Consider the following 15272-nt stretch of genomic DNA (forward strand, 5'->3'; position numbering starts at 1 on the left):
GCCGCATCGTCGGGACGACCCGGGTCGGCTCGCGCATCCACTCCCGGAGGACGATCTGGCCGTCCTTCTGTCCCGGTGGGAGAGTGTGCGTAGCGAGGCACTACCTCGCGGACAGTCGGTCGACCTGATGAAGGAAGTGATGACGTCATGGAGCTGATCGGCGCAATCTGGTACAAGTCCACCCGCAGCGCTCAGAGCGAGTGCCTGGAGGTCGCGCACAACCTGCCTGGCGTCGTGGGCGTTCGCGACAGCAAGGACCCGACCGGCCCGGTGCTCACCTTCGAGCCGAACACTTGGCGAGTCTTCATCGACTACGCCAAGCGACGCTGACTCCTGAGCCGGGCAGCACTGCTGGTGCGCTGCGGCAAGGTCCGCTGCAGCCGTGTTGGAGTACGCGGACGGTACGGCGCAAACCAGCCCAGTACCCTCGGGCCGTGGCCGAGAACGTGAAAGTCGCAGTCGTTGGCGTAGGCAACAACACGTCAGCGCTGGTGCAGGGGATTACCTTCTATCGCAACACGGGCAGCCTGGTGGGCATCCGCCGGCCGGAGATAGTGGGGCTGGGCGTCGGCGACATCGACTTCGTCGCAGCCTTCGCCCTCTCTGACGGCAAGGTGGGCAGGGACCTGCACGAGGCGATTTTCGTGCCTCCCAACAACTTTCCCCGTCTCGACGTGGAGCTGCCGCCTTCCGGCGTGACAGTGCAGCGTGGTCTCGTGGACTCGACAGAGATCGAGCGGGTGGCGCACGCGCTGACAGGCGCCGAGGTGCTGCTCTACTCGGCGCCGAGCGGCAGGCCGGGAACAGCTCAGGCCTACGCCGAGGCGGCCCTGATGGCGGGGGCGGCATTCATCAACACCACGTCGGACGCGGTTGCCCGGGAACCGTTATGGCTCAAGCGTTTTGAGGAAGCTGGTCTACCTCTCCTCGGCGACGACCTGGCCAGCCAGTTCGGCACCTCCGTGGTGCATCACGCACTGCTGCGGTTACTCGAGGAGCGCGGCCTTACCCTGGCCAGTTCCTATCAGGTCAATCTGGGGGGTACCGAAGACTTCCGCAACCTGGTCGAGAACTCCAACACCAAAAAGCAGTCCAAATTGAACGTTCTGGGCTCGGACAAGGTTCAGATGGCTCCCCTCGGGTACCTCCCGCATCTGCAATCACAGAAGATCGCCCACGTCAACATCGAGGCGCAGGGCTGGGGTGAAACCGCGGTGAGCCTGGATGTGCGGCTGAAGGTGCATGACCCGAGTGGCGCGGCCGGCGTCAACATCGACCTGATTCGCATAGCGGCCACCGCTTTGCGAGCTGGGCGTGGCGGCTATCCAGCCGAGGCAGCGTCGTTCCTGAAGTCTCCGCCGGGGACGGCGATCTGACGAGTCGTGGTCGACGCCGGACGGCCGCGACCCGAATAGAATCGCCGCCCTCCCCGCATCGTCGTACGCTGCGGCAATGCTGCTGCGCATGTCGACCCTGTTGCTCCGGACCCTGCGCGAGGACCCGGCGGACGCGGAGGTGCCGAGCCACCGGCTCCTGCTCCGCGCCGGCTACGTCCGTCGCGCCGCACCAGGCGGCTACACCTGGCTGCCGCTGGGCAAGCTGGTGCTGGACCGGGTGACCGAGATCGTCCGGCGGGAGATGACCGCCATCGGCGACCAGGAGGTGCACTTCCCGGCGCTGCTGCCGGCGGAGCCGTACCGGACCAGCGGGCGGTGGGCGGAGTACGGCGACGACATCTTCACCCTCGCGGACCGGAAGGGCGCCGAGCACCTGCTCGCCCCGACCCACGAGGAGATGGCCGCGCTGCTGGTCAAGGACGTCTTCTCGTCGTACCGGGACTTCCCGGTGACGCTCTTCCAGGTCCAGACCAAGTTCCGGGACGAGGCCCGGCCCCGGGCCGGCCTGCTGCGCGGGCGCGAGTTCCTGATGAAGGACGCGTACTCGTTCGACCTGGACGAGGCGGGTCTGCAAGCGGCGTACGACCGGCACCGCGATGCGTACACCAGGGTCTTCGACCGGCTCGGGCTGGCCTACACGGTGGTGCACGCGATGTCCGGGGCGATGGGGGGCTCGGCGTCGGAGGAGTTCCTGGCCGCCACGCCGGTCGGCGAGGACACCTTCGTCGGCTGCACGGCCTGCGACTACGCGGCCAACACCGAGGCGGTGCTGACCCGCGCCCCGGCCGCCGGTGACCCGGACGTGCACCCGGCGCTGGAGGTGCACGACACCCCGGAGACCCCGACGATCGCCTCGCTGGTCGAGCTGGCGAACGTGCGCGGCCTCGGCGGTCGGCGCGACTGGACCGCGGCGGACACCCTGAAGAACGTGGTGCTGACCGTACGCCGGCCCGGCGCCGAGGAGTCCGAGCTGCTGGTGATCGGGGTGCCCGGGGACCGGGAGGTCGACCTCAAGCGGGTCGAGGCGGCCCTGCACCCGGCCGCGGTCGCGGTCTTCGACGACTGGGCGGCCCACCCCGAACTGGTCCGCGGCTACATCGGGCCGCAGATCCTGGAGAAGCTCGACGTCCGCTACCTGGTCGACCCCCGGGTGGTCACCGGCACCACCTGGCTGACCGGGGCCAACGAGCCGGGTCGGCACGCGGTCGACGTGGTGTGCGGTCGGGACTTCACCCCGGCGGGCACGATCGAGGCGGCCGAGGTGCGCGCGGGCGACCCGTGCCCGGTGTGCGAGGCCGGCGAGCTGACCATCCGGCGGGGCATCGAGATCGGGCACATCTTCCAGCTCGGCCGGCGGTTCACCGACGCGTTCGCCGTCGACGTGCTCGGGCCGGCGGGCAAGCCTGTCCGGCCGACGATGGGTTGCTACGGCATCGGAGTGTCCCGGGCGGTGGCGGCGGTCGCCGAGCAGCACCACGACGAGCGGGGTCTGGTGTGGCCGGCCGCGGTCGCGCCGTGCGACGTACACGTGGTGGCGGCCGGGAAGGGGCCGCAGCTCGACGCGGCGCTCGACCTCGGCGGACGCCTGGCCGCCGCGGGCCTGCGGGTGCTGGTCGACGACCGGACGCACGTCTCGGCCGGGGTGAAGTTCACCGACGCCGAGCTGATCGGCATCCCCCGCGCCGTCGTGGTCGGCCGCCGGCTCGCCGACGGGTACGTCGAGCTGCGCGACCGGGCCGGCGGCGAGCGGATCGAGCTGCCGTTGGACGGCCTGGTCGAGCGGCTCGCCGATGAGGTTCGCGCGGCGCGCGGCGACGGGGTGTAGCGGACGCGCCACGGGGTACCGCTCCCGGATCGACTGAGGTGTTTTTCGGAGGCTCTCATGTACCGGGTCAGCGACGTGATGACGAAGCAGGTGGTCTACCTGGCGGCGGAGACCATGCTGGACGAGGCGGCCAGGGTGATGAAGGAGGCGGACATCGGCGACGTGGTGGTCACCGACGGGGCCACCCTCGCCGGCATGCTGACCGACCGCGACATCGTGGTGCGGGCGGTGGCCGAACGCGCCGACCCGGCGACCACCACCATCGGCTCGATCATCACCCGCGAGGTGGTGATGATCGAGCAGCACTCCACCGCGAGCGAGGCGGCCGCGCTGATGCGCGAGCGCAACATCCGGCGGGTGCTGGTCTGCGACAGCGACCGCAAGCTGGTCGGCATCGTCTCGCTGGGCGACCTGGCCATGCAGCTCGACCCGAACTCCGCCCTCAGCGACATCAGCGAGGCCGCCCCGAACATGTGACCCGGCCGACGCGGCGCCCCACCGCCGACCCCGGTGGGCGCCGCCTCGACGGCGGTAACCTGACGGGATGCCCGAGATGCCGACCAAGCTGGCCGAGATCGTCGACGAGTTCGCCGCCGCGCCCCGCGACGTGGTGCTGGAGATGCTCCTCGAGTACGCCGACGTCATCCCGCCGCTGCCCGCGGAGATCGACCGGGAGGGCATGGAGCAGGTGCCCGAGTGCCAGACGGCGTTCTTCCTGCGCGCCCAGGTCCAGCCGGACGGGACGGTGCTCACCTGGTTCGACTGCCCGCCGGAGGCGCCCACCACCCGCGCCTTCGCCGGCATCCTCGCCGAGGGGCTGGCCGGGGCGAACGCCGAGCAGGTGCTGGCCGTGCCGGACGACCTCTACCAGCGGATGGGGCTGGCCCAGGCGATCAGCCCGCTGCGGGTGCGCGGCGGGACCGCGATCCTGGCCCGACTCAAGCGGCAGGTCCGGGAACAAGCCGGCTGAGCAGGGCGTTCATCCCCTTCATGGAGATCGAGATCTACGCCGACGTGGTCTGCCCCTGGTGCTGGATCGGCAAGCGCCGGCTGGAGCAGGCCCTCGAGTCGTACGACGGTGAGGTGACCGTCCGGTACCGGCCGTTCCAGCTCGACCCGACGCCGGTCACCGAGCCGAGGCCGCTGGTCGAGGCGATGGGCGCGAAGTTCGGCGGCCGGGAGCGGGCCGAGGCGATGTTCGCCCAGGTGTCGCAGGTCGCGGCCGGTGTGGGACTCGACATGCGCTTCGACCGGGCGATGCATTCCAACACCTTCGAGGCGCACCGACTGATCCGGTTCGCCACCGAGCGGGGCCGGGCCGCCGAGATGATCGACGCGCTCTACCGGGCGCACTTCACCGACGGGATCGACGTCGGTTCGAAGGACGCGCTGGTCAAGCTCGCCGCCGAGGTCGGCCTGGACGAGGCCGAGACCCGGGAGTACCTGGACTCGAACGTCGGCCGGCGCGAGGTCGCCGCCGATCTGGCCGCCGCCCACCAGCTCGGGGTGACGAGCGTGCCGACCTTCGTGCTGGCCGGGAAGTACGCCGTCACCGGCGCGCAGGAGCCGGAGACGCTGCTCGCCGCCCTCCGCGAGGTCGAGCAGCGGGAGTCGGCGGCCTGACGACACGTCCGGTGTCGACCGCCACCGGACGCTCATCGATGATCATGATGTTTCACGTGCAACCGCATCGACGGCCGCGATGATCTAGGCCGGCCTGGCCAGCCCTTCCACCACCGTCGCCCCGGGCAGCGCGCCGAGCGCCGGCCCGGGCAGCGCGATCTTGCTGTGCCGGACGCCCGATCCGATGATCACGTGCGGGGTGGCGATCACCCGCGAGTCGACCAGGATCGGCCACTGCTCCGGCAGGCCGATCGGCGTGATGCCGCCGTACTCCATGCCGGTCAGCTCCACCGCGTCGGCCATCGGCGCGAAGCTGGCCTTGCGGACGTCGAGCGCCCGGCGGACCACGCCGTTCACGTCGGCCCGAGTGGTGGCGAGCACGATGCAGGCGGCGTACCGGATCTCGCCCTCTCGCTTGCCGGCGATCACCACACAGTTGGCCGACACGTCGAGCCCCACCTCGTACGCCGCGCAGAACGCGGCCGTGTCGGCCAGTTCGGCGTCGATCGGCGCGACCAGCACATCGTCCACGTCGACCGGCGCCTCGGCCGGCCACCGCTCGATCGCGGCGGCCACCGGCGGTGCCAGCAGGTCCAGCCGGGCGCGGGCCGGCTCGGTCTTCAGCGTCCCCATCACGGGTGCGATCCTCGCACCCGTGACCCGGTTGCGCTCGGTGGACCCTGCTCGCGGCTCGGCCGAGGTCAGCTGCCGGTGAGGAAGGCGTTCTCGCGGGCGAAGGTGCGGTCCTGGAACGAGGCGAGCTCCTCCGCCCGGGCCGCCTGGGCGCGGTGCGCTTCGATGTCCTCGATCCCGTGCCGGACACCCAGCCGGATCACGCCGTAGAGGAAGACGAAACCGAACACGTAGAGGATCACCGTGGTGACGAAAACCAGCATGCGGCCACGCTAAGGCGAAGGTGAATCGCCGACGCTTTCATCTCCGTCCGGTTCCCCCGTACGTGTCAGCGAGGTGATCCGCCCAGGTCCGGGCACCGGTCGGGGTCGCCGCGGTCGTCAGCCCGCCGGACCGCAACGCCCGGCCCAGCCGCCCCGGGATCCGTACCGGCAGCAACGGCCGGCGGGAGTCGCGGGCGGCCCGCCCCGGTGACCAGAACCCTCATCGACCGCCCCCTGTCCTCACCCGGACTGACGAGCCGGCATCGGAGTTCGTGACGGCACCACGACCCGGCCGGCGAGCAGCACGCCGAGCAGCCCGCAGCCGGCCGCCACCGCGAGGGTGGCCGCGTACCCGGCCGGACCGGGCGCCGGGCCGACGGCGAGCACGGCGCCGGTCAGCGCGAGCACGGTGGCGGCGAACAACGAGTCGCCCAGTTGCAGCGAGGAGCTGTTCCGGCCCTGCTCACCGGGGGCGGACAGGGCCAGGGTGAGCACCGACAGGGACGGGTAGAGCAGCCCCATGCCGAGCCCGGCGACGGCCCAGCCGAGCACCGCGAACGGCACCGGCACGGCCGGCACGACGGTCAACGCCACGATGGCCGTACCGGCGGTGACGCAGCCCAGCCCGGCCCGGGGCAGCGTGGCGGCGGAGCGCGGGGTGCGCAGCCGCCCCTGGAGCCAGGAGCCGACCGACCAGGAGACCGCGCCCACGGTGAGCACCAGACCCGCCGCGGTCGGGGCGAACCCGCGCTCCCGGGAGAGCATCAGCGGGATCACCACCTCCGCCCCGGCGAACGCCGCCGAGGCGAGGCCACGCAGGCCGATCACCGTCGGCAACCCGCGCCGGGCCCGCAGGAAACCGGCCGGCAGCAGCCGCGGCGCGCAGCCGAGCAGCCCGACCAGGGCCACCACCACCAGCCCGACCGCGAGCGCGCCGCGCTGCTGCCCCCCGTAGTGCAGCAGTGCGGCGCTCGCCCCCGCCCCGCAGGCCCAGCCGATCCGGGCCGGCGCGCCGGCCGGCGGCCGGACCGGCGCCGTCGCGCCGAGCGCCCGCAGCCCGGGCTGGATCAGCAGCACCGCCGGCACCGCGACCGCCGGCACCGCCAGGAAGACCCACCGCCAGCCGAGGTGCTCGACGATCAGGCCGGCCAGCGCCGGACCGACCAGCGACGGTACGACCCAGGCCGCCGCGAACGCGGCGAAGACCCGCCGCCGCAGCTCCTCCGGGTACGCCTGACCCACGATCACGTACAGCGCCACCGAGAGCAGGCCCGAGCCGAAGCCCTGCACCACCCGGCCGACGACCAGCACCCCCATTGCCGATGCGCCGCCCGCGACGAGCAGCCCGACCACGAACCAGGCCACCCCGTGCCACATCGGCGCCTGGGGTCCCCGGGCGTCGCACCAGATCCCGGAGACCACCATCGCGACCACGCCGGAGGCGAACGGGCCACCGAACGCGAGCGCGTACAGGGCCAACCCGTCCAGGCTGCGGGCGACCGTCGGCATGGCGGTACCGACGGCCAGGGCCTCGAACGCCAGCAGGGACACCAGGGCGACACTGCCCACCGTCATCGCCGGCAGGCGCGGGGCGTACAGGTGCTCGGGCGGGGCGGCCGGAGCGGCGGTGGCGGTCACCGGCGGTCCGCGCGGGGGGCGATCGGCATGGGCCCAGCCTCGGCCCTCAACCCGGGTTGAGGTCAACCGTGAGGCTGGTCTCGTCAGGTCGACTCCAGCGCCTCGCCCACCCCCTTCACCAGCCCGGACATGTGCTGGTCGGCCAGCAGGTGCCCGGCCGTGATCACCAGGGCCAACGGCCACTCGATGACCTGCAACGCGGCCAGCACCCCGAGCCCCGCGTAGTAGGCGACCTTGTCCGGCGGCGGCACAGCCACCTCGCCGAGCATCGGGATCTCCACCCGCCGGCCGTACGTGCGGAGCGTCTCCTGCGCCCCACTGAGGTTTCGCGTCAGCGCGCTCATCCGGCCTCCCCCGGTTCACCAGTCATCGGCGTCCGACGGGCATTCCACCGGCAACCCCGTCCATGCCCGCGGTCAGCAGGGAAACTTCCCCTGCTCGGGGGGCATAACGGACTCTCCGCCGGGAAGCCAGGCCGCTGGGACGAGGCGCGGGAGGCGAGATGGGGTACGGCGAGCGCGGCAGCGGCACCGGGGAGCAGGGCCGGCGACTCGGCCGTACCGCTCGATGACGTCGCTGGGCCGGGTCGCCGGCCGGCTCCTGCCGCCGGTCGGCGTGCCGGAAGCCGTCGCGCACGCGGTCCGTACCGTCGCCGCCGCCGTGCCGGACGCGGCCCGCGGCGTCGCGTCGGTCCTGCCGGACGCGGCCCGGGCCGCCACCTCGGCCGTGCCCGGCGGTAAGGCCGTGCCGGAGGCGGCCGCCGGCACCGCGCGCGGCGTGGGCGCCGCCGCGGCCCGGCTGGGCCGGGCGGCCGGGCTGACCCGCCGCCGGGTCTGGTCCTGGGACGGCCGGCATCACATCGAGGTGCACGGCGTCTGCCAGGACGGCGGAGACCCGCTGGCCCGCCAGGTCGAGCGGGCGTTGGAGCTGATGCCCGGGGTGGCCTGGGCCCGGGTGAACGCCCCCTCCGGCCGGGTGGTGGTGGCCGTCGAGGAGCCGAAGCCGAAGCTGCGCGACCTGATCGCCACGGTCGCCCGGACCGAGCGGGTCTGCCCGTACGAGCCCGACCCGGAGGTCAGGCCGCCGCAACCGCCCGAGGAGGGGCCGCGCACTCCCCGCACCCTCGGCGCGCTGGCCTCCGACGCGCTCGGCCTGACCCTCTCGGCGGCCACCCGGATCGTGCCGTTCACCCCGGTCCCCGGCGAGGTCGCCGGCTTCCTCACCGCGGTCGACCTGCACCCGAAACTGCACGCCCTCGCCGACCGGGGACTGCGCGCGGACCCCCGCGCTGCGCTGCTCTTCCCGCTCGCCGAGGCGGTCGCCCAGGGGCTCGCCGGAGGCTGGGCCGGGATCGTCCTGGACGGCGCGCAGCGGGTGGTGCAGTGGGGTGAGGCACGCGCCCAGCAAGCCGCCTGGTCGAAGGCCGAGCCGAGGCTGACCGGCGACCCGGAGCGGGCGGTCGCCCGGGTACCCGCCGGCGGACGCCCCTGCCCGGCGCCGCCGGGCCCGGCCGAGCGGTACGTGAGCCGGTCGCTCGCCGCCGGCGCCGCGGCCGGCGCGGTCGCGGTGCCGGTGGCCGGCCCGAAGCGGGCCGCCGCGCTGGCGCTGTCCGCGCTGCCCAAGGCCCCGGGGAACGGCCGCGAAGGATATGCGGCCCAGCTCGGCCGGATGCTGGCCCGGCGCGGCGTGATCGTGATGGACCGCAGCGTGCTGCGGGAGCTCGACCGGATCGACACGGTGGTGCTGGACGCAGCGGTGCTCGGCTCGGACCGGGGCGTGCTGGCCGACCTGGCGCCGCTGCCCGGGGCGGACACCGGTCAGGTCGCCGCGCGGGCCTTCGCGCTCTTCGACCCGGAGGCTCCCGACGGGCTGCGGGAGGCCGACGGGTGGCGGCTCGGACCACTGGACCGGATCGACGCCGACGACCCCGGCGACACCCCGGACAGCCGCCGGCTCCGCGACGCCGGGGGCACCCTGCTCGGTCTCGCCGACGGCCACACCCTCGCCGCGGTGCTGCGGGTGGAACCCGCGCCGGCGCCTGGCGTCGACGCCCTCCCCACCGCCACCCGCCAGGCCGGACTGCGGCTGGTGGTGGCCGGTGACGACGACGGCCGGTACGACTTCGCCGACGCCGTGCTGCCCGGCGGCCCACAGCTCACCGAGTCGGTACGCGCCCTGCAACGCGACGGTGCGGTGATCATGCTGGTCTCCGGCGACCGCTCCGCGCTCGGCGCCGCCGACTGCGGCCTGGGCGTGGCCGACCCGGACGACCTCCCGCCGTGGGGCGCCCACCTGCTCGTCGGCGCCGACCTGCGGATCCCCGCGCTGCTGATCGAGGCGACCGGGGTGGCCCGCCGGATGACCGGGCAGAACATCCGGATCGCGATGGCCGGCAGCGGCCTCGGCGCGCTGGGCGCGTTCACCGCCGACCCGCGGCAGCTCCCCGGCCGGACCCTGGGCGCGGTCAACGGCGCCGCCGCGCTCGCCTTCGCGCACGGCGTGTGGCGGGCCCGGCGGCTGCCGGACCGGACCCGCCGGTCCGTGCCGGCGGTGACCGCCTGGCACCTGATGCCGGTGGAGACCGTACTGGGCCAGCTCGACACCGGCCCGGACGGACTCAGCTCGGCCGAGGCGGCCCGCCGGCGCAACGGGGTCACCGGCGAGGCGGCCGGACCGTCCGGGCTGCTCCGGGCGTTCGTCGACGAGCTGGCCAACCCGCTCACCCCGGTGCTCGCCGCCGGGGCGGTGCTCTCCGCCACGTTCGGCTCGCTGGTCGACGCCGCCCTGGTCGGCGGGGTGGTCGGCGGGTCGGCGCTGATCGGCGCGGTGCACCAGCGCAACACCGAACGCTCCCTGGCCGAACTGCTGTCCCGCGCGGCGGTGACCGCGCGGGTCCTCCGGGACGGCGCGGAGCAGGTGGTCGCGGCGGAGGAGCTGGTGCCGGGAGACGTGGTCGCGGTCGGCCCCGGCGACGCGATCCCCGCCGACTGCCGGGTGCTCAACGCCGACGGGCTGGAGGCCGACGAGTCGTCGCTGACCGGGGAGTCGCTGCCGGTGGGCAAGACCGTGGACCCGGTGGTGGCCGCCGCCGTCGCCGACCGGCGGTCGATGTTGTACGAGGGCACCACCGTCGCCGCCGGGCACGGCACCGCCGTGGTCGTGGCGACCGGGGAGGAGACCGAGGCGGGACGCAGCCTCGCCCTGGCCCGCGAGGCGCCGCCGGCCAGCGGCGTGGAGACCCGGCTGGGCAGGCTCACCAGTGCCGCCGTGCCACTCGCCGCCAGCTCGGCGATCGCGGTGGCCGGGGCGGGGCTGCTCCGGGGCGTACCGCTGGCGGAGACGGCGGCGACCGCCGCGAACCTGGCCGTCGCCTCGGTGCCGGAGGGGTTGCCGTTCCTGGTCAGCGCCGCGCAGCTGGCGGCGGCCCGCCGGCTCGCCGAGCACGGCGCACTGGTCCGCAACCCGCGCACCATCGAGGCGCTGGGCCGGGTGGACGTGCTCTGCTTCGACAAGACCGGCACCCTCACCGAGGGAAAGCTGCTGCTGGCCGGAGTGGGCGACGGCGGCGATCGGTACGCCCCGCCGGACCGGCTGGACGAGCCGTTGCGGCTGACGCTGGGCGTGGCGCTGCGCGCCACCCCCGCCGCCCCCGACCCGGACGAGCTGCCCCAGCAGACCGACCGGGCGGTCCGCCGCGGCGCGGACACCGCCGGGGTGACGGAACGGAATGGCGCGGCGGGGTGGGAGGCGGTGGGCGGGCTGCCGTTCGAGCCGTCCCGGGGCTACCACGCCACGGTCGGGCGGACCGGGGGCCGGCTGCTGCTGAGCGTGAAGGGCGCGCCCGAGACGGTGCTGCCGCGCTGTGCGGCCCGGCGTACCGCCGCGGGGGACGAGCCGTTGGACGAGGCGGGCCGGGCGGAGCTGCACCGGATGCTCGCCGAACGGGCAGCGGCCGGTCACCGGATCCTCGCCGTCGGCGAGTGCGCGGTCGGCGCGGAGACGGTGACCGACGAGCAGGTCGAGGGGCTGGTCTTCGTCGGCTTCCTGGCGCTCGCCGACGGGGTCCGGGAGAGCGCCGCGCCGGCCGTGGAGCGGATCCGGCAGGCCGGCGTGCACACCATCATGATCACCGGGGACCATCCGGCCACCGCCGAGGCGATCGCGTCGATCATCAGTCCCGACAACGGCGAGCAGCGCGTGGTCACCGCGACCGAGCTGGACCGGCTCGACGACAAGGCCCTGGCCGACCGGCTCACCAACACCGACGTGGTTGCCCGCTGCACCCCGGCCCACAAGGTACGCATCATCCAGGCGTTGCAGCGGCACGGCCGGACGGTGGCGATGACCGGGGACGGCGCCAACGACGCGCCGGCGATCCGGCTGGCCGACGTGGGCATCGCCCTCGGCCAGCGGGGCACGCCGGCGGCCCGCGCCGCGGCCGACCTGGTGGTCACCGACGACCGGCTGGAGACCATCATCGCGACCCTGGTCGAGGGGCGGGCGATGTGGTCCTCGGTCCGCCACGCGCTGAGCATCCTGGTCGGCGGCAACCTGGGCGAGATCGGGTTCAGCGTGCTGACCGCCGCGTCGACCGGCCGGTCCGCGCTGACCGGCCGGCAACTGCTCCTGGTCAACCTGCTCACCGACCTGGCGCCGGCGCTGGCCATCGCGGTCCGGCCGCCCGCCGCCGACGGCGCCGAAGACCTGCTGCGCGAGGGGCCGGACACCTCGCTGGGCGAGACGATGACCCGGGAGATCGCGCTCCGCGCCGCCGCCACCACGCTGGGCGCGACCGCCGGCTGGACGTTGGCCCGCTACACCGGGCGGCGGCAGCGGGCCGGCACTGTCGCCCTCGCCTCCCTGGTCGGCACCCAGCTCGGCCAGACGGTGCTGGCCGGCGGGACCAGCCCCGCCGTGCTGGCGTCCACCGCCGCGTCGATCGGCGTGCTGGTCGCCGTGGTGCAGACGCCCGGAGTCAGCCAGTTCTTCGGCTGCACCCCGCTCGGTCCGGTGGGCTGGTCCATCGCCGCCGGCTCCGCGCTCGGCGCCACCGTCGCGAACGGCGCGCTGACCCGGCTGGTCGACCGCCTCCCGCAGCCCGGCGTCCGCCCCCGGGCCGGCGACGGCGACGGCGACGAGCCGGCGTCGGACCGCTGACCGCCGCACGGCCGCACCGATCCGCCCTCCCCGGCCTGGGCCGGAGAGGGCGGCGACGGGTCGTCCGGGGCCGGTCAGCCGCGCTCGGAGATGGCCTCGATCAGGTCACCCACCGGGCGTTCCGGCAGCGAGCGGGCCACGTCGGCGACGGCGACGATCCCGACGAGCTCGTGCCCGTCGATCACCGGCAGCCGGCGTACCTTGTGCTTGCCCATGGTCCGCAGGATCTCCGCCGCGTCGTCGTCCGCGCCGATGGTCACCGCCTCGCCCTGGGCCAGCTCGCCGGCGGTCACGCTGCCCGGGTCGCGGCCCTCGGCGAGCACCTTCACCACGATGTCGCGGTCGGTCAGCATGCCCTTGAGCCGGTTGTCGTCGCCACAGATCGGCAGCGAGCCGACGCCGAGCTCGGCCATCCGCCGGGCAGCGGACCTGAGGTCGTCCTGCTCCCGGACACAGGTCACGTCACTGGTCATGATCTCGCGTGCGGTCGGCATTACCCTGACACCTCACTTTCGGGGGGATGTTGCCTGTTCTCCTACCCACGTCGGGCGCAGGCATGCCGACCCGCCGATGCCCGCAGGTGCCCGCCGCCGGGCGACACATTGACTAGCTTGAGGGGATGGTCCACGACGAGGAGATCCGGATGATCGCTCCGAAGACCGCGGTTCGGATCGCCCCGTGTAGCGGGGACCGCGGCTGGAAAAAGTAACGTGGTGCTGAGACGTCTGCTGGATGGCCGCTACCAGGCCGAGGAGCTGCTGGGCATCGGCGGCATGGGCGAGGTGTGGCGCGGACGCGACCTGCGACTCGACCGGCCGGTGGCGATCAAGTTGCTCACCGCGGCCGGCCTCGACGAGCCGATGGCCGCCGAACGGTTCGACCGGGAGGCTCGCGCGGCGGCGCGGCTGAGCCACCCCCACATCGTCGGGGTGTACGACTTCGGCACCGAGGAGGACGACTCCTACCTGGTCATGGAGCTGGTGGAGGGGCGGAGCGTGTCGGCGCTGATCGCCGACGGCCCGCTCCCGATCGGGCAGGCGCTGTCGATCGCCGCGCAGGCCTGCGACGGGATCGCCGCCGCGCACGCGGTCGGGGTGGTGCACCGGGACGTCAAGCCTGGCAACTTGATCGTCACCCCGTCCGGCACGGTGAAGATCTGCGATTTCGGCATCGCCCGCCTTCCCGGGACGGCCGGCCAGAACACCCTCACCGGCCCGGCGACCAAGCTGGGCACCAGCTCGTACATGGCACCGGAACAGGCGCTGGGCAGGCCGGTGGATCTCCGCACCGACCTGTGCGGCCTGGGCTGCACCCTCTACGCCATGCTGGCCGGCACCCCGCCCTTCGCGGGTGACCCGCTGAGTGTCCTGCACCAGCACGTCAACGAACCGCCCACGCCGCTGCGTACCCGCCGTCCGGACGTACCGGCCGAACTGGACGCCCTGGTGTCGGAGCTGCTGGCGAAAGACCCGGCCGACCGGCCGGCCGACGCCGGTGCGGTCCGGAACCGGCTCGCGGCGCTGCTGCCTTCGGTGGGTTCCCCCGCGACCGCCGCCCCGGCCCTGGTGGGGGCGGTGCCGCCGACCGGACCGGCGGGGTCGTCCCGCGCGCCCGGGTCCGGCGCGGACGGGGTGGGTCCGCCCCTGGCCGGTGCCGCGGCGGCCGGTGGCGGCGACATCCGCGACCGGCCGGCGCGGCGGCGCCGGCGTGGCCTGGTGCTGGCGGTGGTCGCCGTGCTGGGCGTCGCGCTGGCGCTGGCCACGGTGGCCCTGCTGGCCCGCGACACCGGCTCGTCGGTCGCCGGGCCCACCGCGGCGCCCACCCCGGCCGCCACGGGGAGCCGACCCGACGCGCCGGTCGTGCCGGTCACCGTCGCCCCGACCACCCCGACGCTGCGGACGCTCGCCCCCACCACCCGGCCGCCGGCCAGCCGGACGCCGAGCCCGGCCCCACCCGCGGATCCCCTCGTGGCGATGCGCATGTCGATCCAGGAACAGGTGGACACGGGCCAGCTGAGCCCGGACGCGGCCAAGGACCTGCACGCCAAGGTGGACGCGATCGCCAAGGAGCTCGCCGAGGACGACGTGGACCAGGCCCAGGAGCAGATCAAGAAGCTGCGTGACAAACTCGCCGAACTGCTGCGGGGCGGCAAGCTGACCGCGGCCGGCTACGACGACCTGACCGCCGACGTCGACCGGATCGCCGCCGAACTGCCGTGAGCTGGGCCGGGGCAAACCGGTCGAGCGGGTGGCGGGTCGACCGGTAGCGTGCCGCGGATGCCGCGCCTCGAACCGATAACCACCGACAACGTCCTCGCCGCCTGTGCGATCGCGGTCCGCCCCGACCAGGCGGGCCTGGTCGCGCCGGTCGCGCGATCGCTCGCCGAGGCGTACGTGCAGCCCGACGTCGCCTGGCCCCGCCTGATCGTCGACGGCGACAACCCGGTCGGCTTCCTGATGGCCTTCTTCGACGTGCCGTGGCGGGACGACGACCCCACCGACCTCCGCTCCGGCCTCTGGCGGCTCAACATCGACGCCGCCCAGCAGGGGAAGGGGTACGGCCGGTTCGCGGTGGAGTCGCTGGCCGGGGAGGTCCGGCGGCGCGGCGGCAGCCGGCTGTTAACCACCTGGGTGCCGGGCGAGCACGGCCCCGAGCTCTTCTACCGGCGACTCGGCTTCCGGCTCACCGGCGAGACGAGCGGCGACCAGGTGGTCGGCGAGCTGGAGCTCTGATCCT

14 protein-coding genes are annotated in these 15272 nt (G+C 74.2%); 9 read left to right on the plus strand and 5 right to left on the minus strand.

All coding sequences use genetic code 11. From position 1 onward, the window contains the following. Positions 1–147: 147 nt before the first annotated feature. From GA0070613_RS09050 to GA0070613_RS09075, 6 genes are all read left to right on the plus strand, one after another. Positions 148–330, plus strand: coding sequence for a DUF397 domain-containing protein (locus tag GA0070613_RS09050; protein WP_089011885.1), 183 nt, complete (start codon positions 148–150; stop codon positions 328–330). A gap of 104 nt (positions 331–434) precedes the next feature. Beyond that, on the plus strand, positions 435–1376 hold the full coding sequence (locus GA0070613_RS09055) for an inositol-3-phosphate synthase (RefSeq protein WP_089011886.1): 942 nt from the start codon (positions 435–437) through the stop codon (positions 1374–1376). Positions 1377–1452: 76 nt separating this feature from the next. Then, complete coding sequence (locus GA0070613_RS09060; RefSeq protein WP_089011887.1) at positions 1453–3222, plus strand: proline--tRNA ligase; 1770 nt, start codon at positions 1453–1455, stop codon at positions 3220–3222. 57 nt (positions 3223–3279) lie between these two features. After that, the gene (locus GA0070613_RS09065) at positions 3280–3699 is read left to right on the plus strand and encodes a CBS domain-containing protein (RefSeq protein ID WP_089011888.1); all 420 of its coding nucleotides are present in this window, start codon (positions 3280–3282) and stop codon (positions 3697–3699) included. Between the two features lie 67 nt (positions 3700–3766). Next, on the plus strand, positions 3767–4192 hold the full coding sequence (locus GA0070613_RS09070; RefSeq protein ID WP_089011889.1) for a SufE family protein: 426 nt from the start codon (positions 3767–3769) through the stop codon (positions 4190–4192). Between the two features lie 20 nt (positions 4193–4212). After that, a complete protein-coding gene (locus GA0070613_RS09075) occupies positions 4213–4845 on the plus strand; it encodes a DsbA family oxidoreductase (protein WP_089011890.1) in 633 nt (210 codons plus the stop codon). Positions 4846–4929: 84 nt separating this feature from the next. Here the strand turns inward: GA0070613_RS09075 and GA0070613_RS09080 are convergent, their stop codons facing one another. The 4 genes from GA0070613_RS09080 to GA0070613_RS09100 form a co-directional block, all read right to left on the minus strand. Further along, complete coding sequence (locus GA0070613_RS09080) at positions 4930–5478, minus strand: YbaK/EbsC family protein (RefSeq protein WP_089011891.1); 549 nt, start codon at positions 5476–5478, stop codon at positions 4930–4932. A gap of 68 nt (positions 5479–5546) precedes the next feature. Beyond that, positions 5547–5741: a hypothetical protein gene (locus GA0070613_RS09085; RefSeq protein WP_089011892.1), complete on the minus strand. Its 195-nt coding sequence runs from the start codon at positions 5739–5741 to the stop codon at positions 5547–5549. Positions 5742–5981: 240 nt separating this feature from the next. Continuing rightward, positions 5982–7379, minus strand: coding sequence for an MFS transporter (locus GA0070613_RS09095; RefSeq protein ID WP_231929723.1), 1398 nt, complete (start codon positions 7377–7379; stop codon positions 5982–5984). Positions 7380–7462: 83 nt separating this feature from the next. After that, on the minus strand, positions 7463–7723 hold the full coding sequence (locus GA0070613_RS09100; RefSeq protein WP_089011893.1) for a hypothetical protein: 261 nt from the start codon (positions 7721–7723) through the stop codon (positions 7463–7465). A gap of 223 nt (positions 7724–7946) precedes the next feature. Between GA0070613_RS09100 and GA0070613_RS09105 the strand changes: the two genes are divergently transcribed. Further along, positions 7947–12536 carry a cation-translocating P-type ATPase gene (locus tag GA0070613_RS09105; protein ID WP_089011894.1) on the plus strand — a complete coding sequence of 1530 codons (4590 nt, stop codon included), beginning with the start codon at positions 7947–7949 and terminating at the stop codon, positions 12534–12536. Between the two features lie 74 nt (positions 12537–12610). On the opposite strand, the gene GA0070613_RS09110 is transcribed toward GA0070613_RS09105, so the two are convergent. Then, a complete protein-coding gene (locus tag GA0070613_RS09110; RefSeq protein WP_089011895.1) occupies positions 12611–13030 on the minus strand; it encodes a CBS domain-containing protein in 420 nt (139 codons plus the stop codon). 219 nt (positions 13031–13249) lie between these two features. Between GA0070613_RS09110 and GA0070613_RS09115 the strand changes: the two genes are divergently transcribed. Further along, positions 13250–14755: a serine/threonine-protein kinase gene (locus tag GA0070613_RS09115; protein WP_157746307.1), complete on the plus strand. Its 1506-nt coding sequence runs from the start codon at positions 13250–13252 to the stop codon at positions 14753–14755. Positions 14756–14812: 57 nt separating this feature from the next. Then, the gene (locus GA0070613_RS09120; RefSeq protein ID WP_089011897.1) at positions 14813–15268 is read left to right on the plus strand and encodes a GNAT family N-acetyltransferase; all 456 of its coding nucleotides are present in this window, start codon (positions 14813–14815) and stop codon (positions 15266–15268) included. Positions 15269–15272 lie beyond the last annotated feature (4 nt).

This window comes from Micromonospora inositola (assembly GCF_900090285.1).
GTDB lineage: Bacteria > Actinomycetota > Actinomycetes > Mycobacteriales > Micromonosporaceae > Micromonospora > Micromonospora inositola.

Excerpts from the sequence above, each read along its gene's own strand:
- GA0070613_RS09075 (WP_089011890.1), top strand. The coding sequence starts at position 4,213 with ATGGAGATCGAGATCTACGCCGACGTGGTCTGCCCCTGGTGCTGGATC.
- GA0070613_RS09110 (WP_089011895.1), bottom strand. The coding sequence starts at position 13,030 with ATGCCGACCGCACGCGAGATCATGACCAGTGACGTGACCTGTGTCCGG.
- GA0070613_RS09120 (WP_089011897.1), top strand. The coding sequence starts at position 14,813 with ATGCCGCGCCTCGAACCGATAACCACCGACAACGTCCTCGCCGCCTGT.
- GA0070613_RS09100 (WP_089011893.1), bottom strand. The coding sequence starts at position 7,723 with ATGAGCGCGCTGACGCGAAACCTCAGTGGGGCGCAGGAGACGCTCCGC.
- GA0070613_RS09080 (WP_089011891.1), bottom strand. The coding sequence starts at position 5,478 with ATGGGGACGCTGAAGACCGAGCCGGCCCGCGCCCGGCTGGACCTGCTG.
- GA0070613_RS09070 (WP_089011889.1), top strand. The coding sequence starts at position 3,767 with ATGCCCGAGATGCCGACCAAGCTGGCCGAGATCGTCGACGAGTTCGCC.
- GA0070613_RS09085 (WP_089011892.1), bottom strand. The coding sequence starts at position 5,741 with ATGCTGGTTTTCGTCACCACGGTGATCCTCTACGTGTTCGGTTTCGTC.
- GA0070613_RS09065 (WP_089011888.1), top strand. The coding sequence starts at position 3,280 with ATGTACCGGGTCAGCGACGTGATGACGAAGCAGGTGGTCTACCTGGCG.
- GA0070613_RS09105 (WP_089011894.1), top strand. The coding sequence starts at position 7,947 with ATGACGTCGCTGGGCCGGGTCGCCGGCCGGCTCCTGCCGCCGGTCGGC.
- GA0070613_RS09060 (WP_089011887.1), top strand. The coding sequence starts at position 1,453 with ATGCTGCTGCGCATGTCGACCCTGTTGCTCCGGACCCTGCGCGAGGAC.
- GA0070613_RS09050 (WP_089011885.1), top strand. The coding sequence starts at position 148 with ATGGAGCTGATCGGCGCAATCTGGTACAAGTCCACCCGCAGCGCTCAG.